The organism is Maribacter sp. Hel_I_7 (assembly GCF_000688315.1).
Taxonomy (GTDB): domain Bacteria; phylum Bacteroidota; class Bacteroidia; order Flavobacteriales; family Flavobacteriaceae; genus Maribacter; species Maribacter stanieri.
Window position 1 is genome coordinate 1,964,112 of sequence record NZ_JHZW01000002.1, and the last position, 12,643, is coordinate 1,976,754.

A 12,643-nucleotide genomic window follows, 5' to 3' on the forward strand; every position below is an offset into this window, starting at 1 on the left:
GTTATTCTGATTCAACTTCTACTGGTCTAATTTTTTTAATCAATACATAAATGGACAGCACAGCCATTGGGGCTAATACTGCTATTACAATAAATGCCGGAGTGTATGATACCTGCGCAATCATTGGAATTAAAGAGTTCATAATGATTACCGATACAGCGGCAACCGTGCCTGCTAAACCTGCAAGGGTTCCTACAGATGGGCCTCTAAAGAGGTCACTTGATATAGTTTGTATGTTACCAATGGCGAATTGAAAGCCAAAAAGAACAACAGCTACTATATAAATAAATGTCATTGGGTTATTTTCATTAACTAAGAAAATGATTCCGAGTAGACCTAGGAATATTAAGACACCGCCAATAGTTATAGTAATTTTTCTAGCGGCATCTACAGATTTGGTTTCCATTAATTTTCCACTGTACCAACCTCCAATAATACTACCAGCCATTCCACCTAAATAAGAAATCCAAATGGTCGATCCAATTTCTTCAACGCTAAAGCCGAATTCAGAATTCAAGTAAAGTGGCATCCAACCTACAAATAGCCACCATATAGGTTCTATAAAAAATCTAGATGCTAATACACCCCAAGATTCTTTATAACTTAATATTTGACCAACAGATAGTCCCTTTTCATCATCATCTTTATCTAAATCTACAATTCTATCGCTATTAATAAATTTTAGCTCTTCCTCTGTAATCCAAGGGTGTTTTCCTGGTTTAGATTTATTAATGAACAACCATGGAATTACCCATATTAAACCTACTAAACCAATGATTATAAATGTCATTCGCCATCCAAAATGCCCATAAAGGAAAGCAATTAATAGTGGAGCTATTACACTACCTAAAGATGCACCTGCATTAAATATACCTTGAGCTATTGCACGTTGTTTTACAGGAAACCATTCTCCATTACTTTTTACGGCTCCCGGCCAATTACCTGCCTCCCCTAAACCTAAAAGGGCTCTAAATAAAGTAAGTGAAATAAGTCCTCTAGCAAAAGCATGAAATACAGATGCTACTGACCAAACAACAATTGATACAACGAACCCCATTCTTGTACCAATAATGTCATAAAGTTTACCTGAAAGAAATTTACCTATGGCGTAGGTGCCCATAAAAATACTAAGCATTATTCCGTAGTCAGATTCGTCCATACCCAAATCTTTGCCCATTTCTGGCCACATGACACCGAAAGCTGTTCTATCGATATAATTGATTACTGTAGCCAAGCAAATCAATGTGATAATCCACCATCTTAAACCTTTAACTTTCATAATAATTTGTTCTTTTTGGTTAGTGCTTGGTTATAAATTTTTTAAAGGAAAGCCTTTTATATATTGTAACAATATTGATAAAGAGCATTGAAATGTACTTTCATCATCTGTTTTGCTTCCTGTGTATTTTGTCTTTTTATAGCGTCAAAAATATCTTGATGCTCTTTTATTCCTTTTAAGCTTTGATCCTTGTCACAAACATGATATTTTTCAAAATTGTTTATGATCTCTGGTGTAATAATTAGCATCATTCTATTGATAGTACTATTTCTACAAGCTTGGGCAATTGCTAAATGAAAAAGTAAATCTTCTTGAACAGCATCTTCATTATTCAATACCTTTTCTTTGTAAGCATCTAATGCCGCTTCCATTTTTACTAAATCTGCATCTGTTCTTCTTTGTGCAGCTAGTCGTACTGTTTTTAGTTCTAATAAGATTCTTGTTTCCACCAATGATTTAAAATCTGGGTCTTCTAGTCCAAGAATATCATCCATCATACCGTTCATTGCTACTTGACCAATGTCCGCTACGAATGTTCCACTTTGTGGTTTAGATTTTAGGATTCCGTAGAATTCTAATTTCTGAATTGATTCGCGCACATTTCCTCTACTTACATTAAATCGTTCTGATAACATACGCTCTGAAGGTAATTTATCTCCAGGCTCAAGATTTTTGTTATTGATTAAATCTCGAATTTTAGCGATAATATCATTATGAAGATCTTTATGTTCGGATTTAGTAAGGATTTGTAGCTTCATATTTCACATTTTGTTATTTCAAAAAATTGGTTAACCAGATTGGTTTTTCAAATTTATAAAAATAACCTCGTTATTAATTATTTCAAGTACTTAATGTTAGATACTTATTCTAAAAGATTTGCTGGCTCGCTTAACAAGCCAGCAATCTTAACAACTAACTCAAACAACTCTCTTTTAATTAACTTATATATTATTTAGTACCCTGGGTTTTGTGTAAGGTTAGGGTTTCTTTCTAATTCGTCTTCAGGTAATGGAAGTAAATAATCATCTTCAGAGAAAAATGGCTTTTCACCTTCTAATCCAGATGCTCCAAATACTTCATTTCCTATTTTTCTTCTAGCAATATCGTACCATCTTATTCCTTCAAAAGCAAACTCTAATCTTCTTTCTTCTAAGATGTCGTCAATTGTAACGGTTCCTGTAAGGTCCGCAGGAACTGCACTTGGTTCAAAAGTTACAGGAACACCTGCCCCAGTTTGAGTTTCTCCACCCATTCTAGCTCTTGCTCTAACCTGGTTGATATAGTTAAGTGCAGTTGCGTTGTCTCCTAGTTCTACTGCTGCTTCCGCTGCGATCAATAATACTTCTGCATAACGGATCATAGAATAGTTATGGCTAGTTGCTCTAGCGTTTGCACGAGCAAATGGTCCAGGAAAACGTGTGTATTTTGCAACGTAAGGGTTGTTCTTGGCAAATTCATGACCACTGATGTCAAATTGAGTGTAGTCAACAACTGTACCTCCAATAGATACTTCGTCGTCCATACTAACAGCTCTTCTGTAATCTCCTGCATCCCATGTTGTATAAACTTCTAAAGTTGGTACGGCTACAGACCATCCTCCTCCTAAGTTTCTATCGTCTCCTCTGATACCGGTCATAGGAGCTGTTTGGTCATAGGCATTATCATCAGCTTCAAAATTATTATAATCTAATGCAAAAATTGGTTCAAGAGATGCATCTATGGCATCGGCATTAAATAGGTTTTGAAAGTTAGACTCTAATGCTAAATTATAAGTTCCTGCATTATCAATAACTTCTTGAGCTTCGTCATAAGCATTTTGCCATTGTTCTAATGTCAAATAAACTAAAGCTAGATAAGAACTAGCTGCCGCTTTTGAAGGGGTGGCTCTTGAAGTTACTGTTGCTGGCAACCATGTTTTTGCATACTCTAAATCTGAAATTATATTTTCATATACTTCTGCAGCTGGAGTTCTAGTTATAGAGGTAGCGGCATCAAAATCAGTTACTGGAGCATCGATATAAGGAACATCTCCAAAAAGGCGTACTAAGTGAAAATAGTAGAACGCTCTTGCAAAATAAGCTTGAGCTGTTATAGGATTTTTTATGGAATCATCTACATCTACATCTTCAGCCCCAGCAATTGCAGCGTTCGCAGCAGCAATACCTTGATAGGTTCTTGGCCAAAATTCACTGATCATACCATTGCTGGCAAGAGTAGTAAACTCGTTCATTTCAACCCTTCTTGTTTCATTAGAAGCAAGACTAACCATGTCTGAACGTAACATTAACGCAATTGACAATTTTCTACCCCAAAACTTCTCGTTGATTGCATGAGTTAAAGAACCATCTACCGCTGTTTGTATATTTGCAGGAGTTTCAAAGAAACCTTCAGCAGACAATATACCTACAGGCTCTTCTTCTAAATCTGAACAGCCCATTATTGATAACCCTACCAATAATAGTAATAATTTATATATTTTCATTTTTCTTATTTTAAATTAATTCTTTATTAAAACTTTAAATTAAGGCTCATAGTAACAGTTCTTACCGTTGGGTAGTTACCAAAGTCAAAACCTTGAGCGGTATTAGATGAAGTGTTATTGTTGCCACCAGAACCATAGTAACTTACTTCAGGATCTAAGCCAGAATAGTTTGTAAAGGTTAATAGGTTTTGGCCACTTAAAGATAATCTAAGGTTATCAAGACCTAATTTTTCTGTAATATCTGAAGGTACTGTGTAACCTAAAGAAATATTCTTAAGTCTAACATAACTACCATCTTCTATAAAACGAGAAGAAATTTCTCTGTTACTGTTGTTACCAACACGCGGAGCGTTTGTGTCTGTATTTGTTGGAGTCCATGCACTATTATAGTAAGCTCTAGTAGTATTTGCATCTCCATTCGTTAACTGAACATTGGTCAAGTTAAAGATATCTCCGCCTTGAGAACCTTGAAGAAATATACTTAAATCTAAATTTTTGTAGCTAAAGTTATTAGTGAAGCCCCATGTAAATTCAGGATTAGGATTACCTATCGTTGTTCTATCTGCTTCTGTAATATCACCACTTCCATCAATATCTGCGAATAATGGATCACCTGCTACACCACCTGATAAGGTTTGTGTACCTGCAGGAGCTGTACCGCCTTGATAAACACCAGCATATTCATAACCCCAGAAAAGACCAACTTCTTCACCAACTCTTAAAACATAACTTCTGTCATGACTAAAATAACTTGGCGTAGCATCGAAAAACAAATCTGCATCATTAACTAAGCTAACTACTTCATTTTTATTGAATGCAATATTGAAATCGGTTGTCCATCTAAAATCTTCTTTAAGAATGTTTTTTGTACTTAAAGCAATTTCAAGTCCTCTGTTGTTTATTTCGCCAACATTGGCTAAAATATCATCACCAGAGAAACCTAAATATTCTGTGATACTGTTATCCGTTAAAATCAAATCTTTAGTATCTATGTTGTAGTAATCCAAGGATACAGATACCCTATTGTTAATAAGACCCAAATCAATACCAAAGTTTGTTTGGTATGAAGATTCCCATTTCAAATTAGGATTTTCAGGTTGTTCTGGAGTTACAGCACTAACAGTTTGTCCGTTGCTTGAAGCATAAAGCGTCTCAAGTCTTGATAAAGATTCGTAAGCACCAATTGAAGGGTTACCAGTAACACCGTAACTAGCTCTAAATTTCAAATTAGAAATAGCCTTGCTGTCTTTAAGAAAGTTTTCATTAGAAACTTTCCATCCTAAAGCGGCAGAAGGGAAAAGAGCATACTTTTCATTAGCCGAAAAGTTTGATGCACCATCTCTTCTTATAGTTGCGGTCAATAAATATTTATCATCGAAGTCATAATTAAATCTACCAAATTGAGATTGAATTTCTACATCTGATTTTGAAGAACTTGGTTGTAAGATATTTGTTGCGGAACCTAAACCATAGTAAGAAAAACCATCTGAGATGAAACCGGTAGCTTCAGAGAAAAAGTTTTCATTAACGGTTTTTTGGTAAGAATATCCTCCTAATAAAGTTAAATTACTTTTACCAAATTCTTTAGTGTAAGTCAAATAGTTTTCACTTAAAACACTTGTTTCTCTATTAGTATCTACTATTGCTCTTCCGCTTTCCCCACCTGCAGTCTGGGTTAATAATGATGGTAAGAAGATACCTCTAGTTTGATTTTCTGTACTTAAACCAAAAGTAGTTTTAAAACTAAGACCTTCTAAGATTTCATAATTAGCATATAAGTTAGCTCTAAAATTATCAGTTTTTGTTTCATCAATTCTTTCTGTTGCAACAGCAAATGGGTTGTCAACAGGGTCACCTACAGTGTTACCAAATGTATAAGTTCCATCTGCATTATAAACAGGTTGATCCGGTGCATATCTTAAAGCTAATGTAATTACATCATCACCACCAGCAGAAACTGAACCGTTAGATTGTGTTGCAGAACCATTTTTAATGCCTCTACTTCCAAAAAGGTTCATTCCTAACTTTAATTTATCTGTTACTTGAGCGTCGATGTTAGATAAGAAAGTTAATCTTTCAAAATCAGAACCGATTATAATACCATCTTGTTTAAAGTAGTTGGCAGAAGCATAGAAATTAATTTTCTCGCTACCACCTGAAAATGATACTTGGTTATTAGATGTGCTACCTGATCTGTAGATTAAATCTTGCCAGTCAGTATTAGCAGGTCCTTGAGCATATGGCGTAGAAACACCATTGTTAGTTCTAATTTGATTTTGATAATCGGCAAATTCACTAGCATTCAACAAATCTAATCTGTTAGATATATTTTGAATTGCGTAAGTGGTGTTAGCTTCAATTGATAATTTTCCGCTTCTACCTTTTTTAGTTGTTACAAGTATAACACCATTTGAACCTCTTGATCCGTATATAGCAGTTGCTGATGCATCTTTTAAAACTTCCATTGACTCAATGTCATTAGCCTGTGGCATAGAAGCACCTACAAAACCATCTACAACAACAAGCGGAGAGCTACTCGCATTAATAGAAGTATTACCTCTAATTTTTATACTGATTGGAGCGCCTGGTTCACCACCGTTGTTGGATTGTACTACAACACCCGCTGCACGACCTTGTAGAGCTTGAGCAGCATCTAACACAGGATATGCGTTCAATTCTTCAGATTTAACTGAAGAGACAGAACCGGTAATGTAACTCTTTTTCTGAGAACCGTAACCTACAACAACAACTTCTTCAAGTTGGCTAGCGTCTTCAGCAAGAACAACGTTTAAAGTTTGTTGACCGGTAATGGCTACTTCTTTTTTTGCATAACCAATAGAAGAAAATTCTAAAACATCACCGTTAGAAACTGTAATTGAAAAATTACCGTCAAAATCGGTAGAAGTACCTGTAGTTGTGTTTTGGATAACAACGTTAGCTCCTGGAACGGGCATATTTGTTTCGTCCAGTACCGTACCAGTTAAGGTGTAGCCGTCTTGTGCGAATAATGATATGTTGAGTAACAATACCATCATTAATACTAATTTCGTTTTTAAATTCATTTGTAGTCTTGTTATGTTAATTTAAGTTCGACTTATTAAAGTCTGATTAAAGCATTCTAAAATGAAACTTTGAGTAAAACTTCATTTTTACATCTGTTATGTTCTTTTCAAGTTGTTAAACTCTTGCTTAAGGAAAAAACATGAACAGCAAATAATACATGTTGTAATTAATCTTCTCCATTTAAATGAGAAGTAATGTTGTAAATGTGTTAATCTGATTTTTTTGTCATTGAGTTTAAGTGAAATTTAAGTTCGATTTTAATTTAAGGAATGATGACTCATTTTTGGTTTTCCAAACTGGTTATCCAATTTGGTTTACCAAATATATGTTATTTAATCGTTAAAAAAAGAGAAATTTGCATTTTAACAACTTTAGAGTCGCTATAATTTTTGAAATATTCTTTTAACCCTATAAATTATTGAGGATATAGCAGTTTGTTAACAAATAAGGCTTTTTTAATTTTCTCAAATATGCTCTTATTTGGAGAGGGTTTTAGTCGTAAAATCACTAAATTTGAATGGTTTTCCTCTCTAATTTTTCAATTATTTTTTAAGAATAGATAGTATTCAATGAATTCAAACTTTTGATATTCATTGGGTTCTGATAATTTTATTGAACAATAAGCATTGTATTATGAAGAACAATTTTGAGCAATACGCATATATACCATTAAAACAATATTCTAATAGGGTTTGGCGTACTTATGAAGGTGGCGCATTAATAGATAAGTGGAAACAAGTGACTCCAGAAGTGGATGGTAGTATGCCAGAAGAGTGGATTATGTCTACCGTTACGGCTCGAGGAAATGGAAGACCTGAGAATGAAGGGTTGTCTTTGGTTGAAACACCGTCGGGCACACATTCGTTAAAAGAATTAGTGGCTTCTAACAAAGAATTATACTTAGGAAAAGCTTTAGCTGATAAATTTGGCACTACTGGTGTGCTCATTAAAATGCTTGATTCTAAAGAGCGATTAACCATTCAAGTACATCCAGATAAAGATTATGCCCGCACTATGCTTAACTCGGCTTTCGGTAAAACTGAATCTTGGTATGTATTGAACAAGCGCGAGGTAAATGGCGAAAAAAGTGTCATTTACATGGGCTTTAAGGAAGGTGTTACAAAAGAACAATGGGAAACCCTATTTGTAAATCAAAATATTGAAGGTATGTTGGGGTGCTTACATAAAATAGAAGTAAACGCTGGTGATGCGTATATGATTTATGGTGGTGTTCCGCATGCTATTGGTAGTGGTTGTTTTTTAATGGAAGTTCAAGAACCTACGGATTATACCATGCGTGTGGAAAAGATTACACCTGCAGGTCTAGAAATCTCGGATGAACTGATACATCAGGGAGTAGGAGAGCAAAATATGTTAGACTGTTTTCATTATGATGGCTGTTCTTATGAGGAAGCCTTGAAAAGATGGAAGGTGTCTCCTAGAACAATAGATTCTTCTGATACCCATACCTTAAATACCATATTTAACGAGACGCACACAGATTGCTTTGGTTTAAGCGAATTGGATCTGAATGGAGAGCATTCAATCAAAGCCAATGGTAGCTTTTTTGTTGCGGTAATTTATTTTGGTGAGGGTAGCATTACATGTGGGGGAAAAGAATATAGTTTTTCTCAAGGTGATGAAATATTCTTCTCCGCGGCAATAGATGAGGTTGTTTTTACCTCCAAAATTGCATCGAAGATATTACTTTGTTATCCTCCTAAGTAAGATTAGATAAAATCAATAAATCCATTTAAGGCAACGTATAGCATATAGCAGTTGAATATAAAAGTAGCACCTAAAGCCAGGTTCATCCAAAGACCTATTTTATGTTCTTTCATAATGCTCTCTTTATTTAGAAGGATAAGAAGAAAGAGCGTAATTAAAGGCATTACGAACGGACTCAATGCTTGAGAGGCTATTAGTATCCAAACTGGTTTTCCTCCTAAAATAGGAACGATTAAACCAGATAGTGCTACTAAAACTACTATACCCTTATATAGTGGTTTTTTCATATCGCGCTCAGTGTCTGTATAGTCTGCGATCAGCCAAGGAAATAATAATAGGTTGGGGAAGATTGATGATAATCCTGCGCCAATAATACCTAACGTAAATAGGGTAAGGGCAAAATCTCCTGCCCATGGTCCTAAAGCATGCATCATATCAGTAGCATCATCTACAGGAGCACCTTTAAAGTAAAGCGTGCCAGTTGCACTGATCATTATGGCAAGACTAATTAAAAACGTCATTACCATTGAAGACATGGCATCTTTATTCTCTGTCTTTAAATCTTTTAAGCCCCAGTTTTGTTCTTGAACCAAAATACTTCTAGAAGCTAAGCAAACACCCGCCATAGTAGTACCTACTATTCCGGCAATTACTAATCCGTTATTATCGCCTTTAGGTAATTCTGGGAAGAACTCGGAAATAGAAGTGCCAGCTTCCTGTACCACCATAAAACTAGTAATGATAAAAGCCAGTGCCATAAAGCCAACCATAATACTCATTGCCTTTATGAAATTTTCGTGTTTACCGGTCCAAAAAAGACCAATAAGTAATGCGATGAAAAAGATAGAAACAATAGGTTTGTTAAGAAATGAAACGGAGGTTTTTACTGAAATCCATTCCATAGTTACTTCGGCAACAACACCCATTACACCTATACATGAAGAAACTATTGATACCAGTAATGCGGTAATAATAAAAATGGTGAGCGGTTTTCCAAAAACCTTTTTAAAATTGAGCATTAGGGTATCTCCAGAAACGATGGTCAACTTACTAATAGACACCAATAAGAAGTATGTGAAAAAGCAAGAGAGTAGAAGTGCCCATGAAAGGCTAAGCCCATACTTAGCACCAGAAACTACCATAGAGGTTACACTACCTGTGCCTACAACATAGCCGATAATAAAAAATGCTGGACCAAAATTCTTAAGACTCCTTTTAAATTTCCCTGTAATGGATATATTTTCCGTTGTCATAATCTTTAGTTCAGCATTTAAAATGTGATTAAAATAATATTTACTTCATGAAATATTTTCGAATTGAAATACAACCATTAAAATTATAATAATGATTGATGGTTATCTATTCTTTATCTCCGAAATAAGATACCGCACCTCCGCTTAAGAAATCTTCTCTTACAGGGCTAAAAGTGTCAATTAGCATACCTTCTTCTAAGCAAACGGCACTATGTAATAAATTAGGTTCTATATAAACTCCGTCACCTGCTTCTACAATTTGCTTTACCCCATCAATTTCAAATTCAAATTTACCTGAAACACAATAAGTAGCCTGAGTATGAAAATGTTGATGTGGCGCACCTAATGCTCCTTTGTCAAATTTTACTTTCACCATCATGATTTGATTATCGTAACCTAAAAACTTTCGTAATACACCTCCTCCAAGTTTTTCCCATTCCATATCTTTTGAAATGACGTACTTTTCACTAAATCGCTTCATTTTTTTTGTTTTAATATTAGTTTAATTGTAATAATAAGAACCCGTCCAAGTGTAATCCTTATCGTTTATTTGCAAAATATGTTTCGCTTCTTTAGAAGCATTATTATTTGCTAGAATAAGCAATTTACTATTACCATTTATAGTAGTAATTGAAATAGCTGTATAATCTACTGTATCTAAAATCACTTTTAAATCTGTAATGTTGCTTTTAGAGTTCAACGCAGATTCTGAGACAGGACTATAACTACCATGTGCTTCTATCGTCGAAACAAACAGCGTGTTTTTAGAATCCTTTCTACGAATAATAAAGCCCGCTTCTCTTCTTAAATTAAATTCTGGGTCGTTAGCTCCTATTCTTACAAACCGTAGTTCATCATCTTTTAAAGTTGCAGATGTTAAGGTGTAGAATCTCCCTTTTTCTAACCAACTTAATTTGGTGTTTTCGTCTGTTGTATTAGCACAACCTTCTGACCATAAATGTTGATATCCATTGTCTTTTCCTAAAGGTTCTAGCGTTTTAGGAACTTCATATTCAAAATTTGTGTTCAATATTTGTCCCATGAAATAAAAGGGTAAATCGTATTGATTTGTGCTGTCAGATTTGACTTTAAGAATATCTAGCATGAATGGCTTTTCAAAACTTTCGTCTTTGATAATAGCCATAGTTCTATGCATTTCCGTCCCTGGATACGCATTTGTTTCCTTTGCACTTACTAATTGAACGTTGGCATTAGAAACATCAAAAAGATATAAATCTGGATGATACTTACTTCCAATATCATATTTACCTTGGTAGTGAGACTTCTCATTCTGCACTAGTGTGTTATGGGCAATGGTTTGTTTTGCCCAAGTTTTATTTTCCTTTAAATAGTTACCGCCACCTTTTTGCTCAATATTTACAAAACGGGCTAAACCGTAATCTTGTAGTACTTCAACTCCATTATCGTAGAATGAATAGGACAACTTATCATAATGACCATGACTTGATCCTTGCGAAGCATATTTAAAAACAAGCTCTAAATCATCGTTACGTAAAATACCAACTCCACCCTGGGTACCATCTGGTCCATCAGATAGGTTAATTGATTTTTTATCGAATGGTTTGGCTTCACCATTTTTAACTCCAAGCGCAACTGCCAAGCCAGAATCGTCTAATAAGACCTTATTTTGTTTTTCAGCAATGCTTAACAAGCCTGGGTCTTGGTTCCCGAAAAAATAAGAAATATCTACCGCTGTAACTAAAGCATCGTTATAGTATGACATCCCTTTTTGTCCGTCGTTTAATGGAAAGAAATCGCCATCGGCATCAGATAAATTAATGAGTGCATTAATTGATTTTAAAAGGACACCATCTTTGTACTCAAATATTTTTAATTCAGGTTTTACGTTGTGTAATCCTTCAGCAAAAATTAAAAAAGGATACATCGCGTAACGTTGGTAATAAGGACCTTCATTATAATATCCATCAGGAGAAAATGGTTCTTCTATATTCGCTAAGAAACCTGCTTTTCCATCTTTATTCAAAAAACCACCATCGTCATCTTTAGCGGTTTTATCTAAATTCACCCCTTTGATACCATATAGCGCACGATTAATTAACTCTTTGTCATTCATTACCAAACCTATCATACCAACAGCGGCATTACCCCATGTACTGTGATTGTGAACTCTTTGATAAAATTGCGGACTATCTACCGAAATATGATCTGCAAATGGCTTAAAAAGATTCTTTTCTAATTTTTTTCTTTCGTCCTTTTTTAGGTAATTATAGATGCAATCGTAGGCCTGGCTAACGTAAACTAACCAGTTAGAATCATTTAAACATTGCCAAAATAATTTACCTCTAGCATAAGATCTTGTTTTTGGATGCAGCGGTAATGTTTTATACATACCCTCATATTGCATTAGCATGTCTTTTACATACTTTGCATATTTTTCATCGTCCAATATTTGATATAGAACACCAGCTTGTTGCATTACTGTCATGTTCCGCTTATGACGTGCATGTGTGTAGCCACCAGAATAATCTTTAGGAATAGGTGTGTCTATACCTAGAGCCATTTCTGCATCTACTTCTTCTTTTAGTTTTTGAAGTGAAGCATCAAATAGAGGAACATTACCTAATTGAGCTCTAATTTTTTCTACCCCAGCCTTGGTTAAAATAAGGTTAGGATGTTCTTGAGCTTGAATGATTAGAGGGCATATGCTTATAAATAAACATGTGATAGTTATTATCGCCCAGTTGATTCTTTTTATATACATTCTTTTATTTTGCTATTCAAAAATCATTTGAAATTGTATCTCTTTTCTGAAAACTATTTTATTGCAGAAGGTTGAAACAAATGAATTATAGGGTA

General features: G+C 34.7%; 8 protein-coding genes. 1 reads left to right on the plus strand and 7 read right to left on the minus strand.

From position 1 onward, the window contains the following. Position 1: 1 nt before the first annotated feature. From P178_RS0110110 to P178_RS0110125, 4 genes are all read right to left on the minus strand, one after another. Entirely contained in the window at positions 2 to 1,279 is a 1,278-nt protein-coding gene (locus P178_RS0110110; RefSeq protein ID WP_027066120.1) for an MFS transporter, read from the minus strand. 56 nt (positions 1,280 to 1,335) lie between these two features. Continuing rightward, positions 1,336 to 2,037, minus strand: coding sequence for a FadR/GntR family transcriptional regulator (locus P178_RS0110115; RefSeq protein WP_027066121.1), 702 nt, complete (start codon positions 2,035 to 2,037; stop codon positions 1,336 to 1,338). A gap of 194 nt (positions 2,038 to 2,231) precedes the next feature. Next, positions 2,232 to 3,761: a RagB/SusD family nutrient uptake outer membrane protein gene (locus tag P178_RS0110120; RefSeq protein ID WP_027066122.1), complete on the minus strand. Its 1,530-nt coding sequence runs from the start codon at positions 3,759 to 3,761 to the stop codon at positions 2,232 to 2,234. A gap of 26 nt (positions 3,762 to 3,787) precedes the next feature. Beyond that, a complete protein-coding gene (locus P178_RS0110125; RefSeq protein ID WP_027066123.1) occupies positions 3,788 to 6,823 on the minus strand; it encodes a SusC/RagA family TonB-linked outer membrane protein in 3,036 nt (1,011 codons plus the stop codon). A 634-nt stretch (positions 6,824 to 7,457) separates the two neighbouring features. Here P178_RS0110125 and P178_RS22640 point away from each other — a divergent pair. Further along, positions 7,458 to 8,552: a type I phosphomannose isomerase catalytic subunit gene (locus P178_RS22640; RefSeq protein WP_051638227.1), complete on the plus strand. Its 1,095-nt coding sequence runs from the start codon at positions 7,458 to 7,460 to the stop codon at positions 8,550 to 8,552. Between the two features lie 2 nt (positions 8,553 to 8,554). Here P178_RS22640 and P178_RS0110135 read toward each other — a convergent pair whose 3' ends face one another. The 3 genes from P178_RS0110135 to P178_RS0110145 all read right to left on the minus strand — a co-directional run bounded on the left by P178_RS0110135 (position 8,555) and on the right by P178_RS0110145 (position 12,548). Continuing rightward, positions 8,555 to 9,805, minus strand: coding sequence for an Nramp family divalent metal transporter (locus P178_RS0110135; protein WP_027066124.1), 1,251 nt, complete (start codon positions 9,803 to 9,805; stop codon positions 8,555 to 8,557). Between the two features lie 106 nt (positions 9,806 to 9,911). Then, entirely contained in the window at positions 9,912 to 10,286 is a 375-nt protein-coding gene (locus tag P178_RS0110140; protein ID WP_027066125.1) for a cupin domain-containing protein, read from the minus strand. A gap of 21 nt (positions 10,287 to 10,307) precedes the next feature. Next, the gene (locus P178_RS0110145) at positions 10,308 to 12,548 is read right to left on the minus strand and encodes an alginate lyase family protein (protein WP_155941607.1); all 2,241 of its coding nucleotides are present in this window, start codon (positions 12,546 to 12,548) and stop codon (positions 10,308 to 10,310) included. Positions 12,549 to 12,643 lie beyond the last annotated feature (95 nt).

Excerpts from the sequence above, each read along its gene's own strand:
- P178_RS0110110 (WP_027066120.1), bottom strand. The coding sequence starts at position 1,279 with ATGAAAGTTAAAGGTTTAAGATGGTGGATTATCACATTGATTTGCTTG.
- P178_RS0110140 (WP_027066125.1), bottom strand. The coding sequence starts at position 10,286 with ATGAAGCGATTTAGTGAAAAGTACGTCATTTCAAAAGATATGGAATGG.
- P178_RS22640 (WP_051638227.1), top strand. The coding sequence starts at position 7,458 with ATGAAGAACAATTTTGAGCAATACGCATATATACCATTAAAACAATAT.
- P178_RS0110145 (WP_155941607.1), bottom strand. The coding sequence starts at position 12,548 with ATGTATATAAAAAGAATCAACTGGGCGATAATAACTATCACATGTTTA.
- P178_RS0110115 (WP_027066121.1), bottom strand. The coding sequence starts at position 2,037 with ATGAAGCTACAAATCCTTACTAAATCCGAACATAAAGATCTTCATAAT.
- P178_RS0110120 (WP_027066122.1), bottom strand. The coding sequence starts at position 3,761 with ATGAAAATATATAAATTATTACTATTATTGGTAGGGTTATCAATAATG.
- P178_RS0110135 (WP_027066124.1), bottom strand. The coding sequence starts at position 9,805 with ATGACAACGGAAAATATATCCATTACAGGGAAATTTAAAAGGAGTCTT.
- P178_RS0110125 (WP_027066123.1), bottom strand. The coding sequence starts at position 6,823 with ATGAATTTAAAAACGAAATTAGTATTAATGATGGTATTGTTACTCAAC.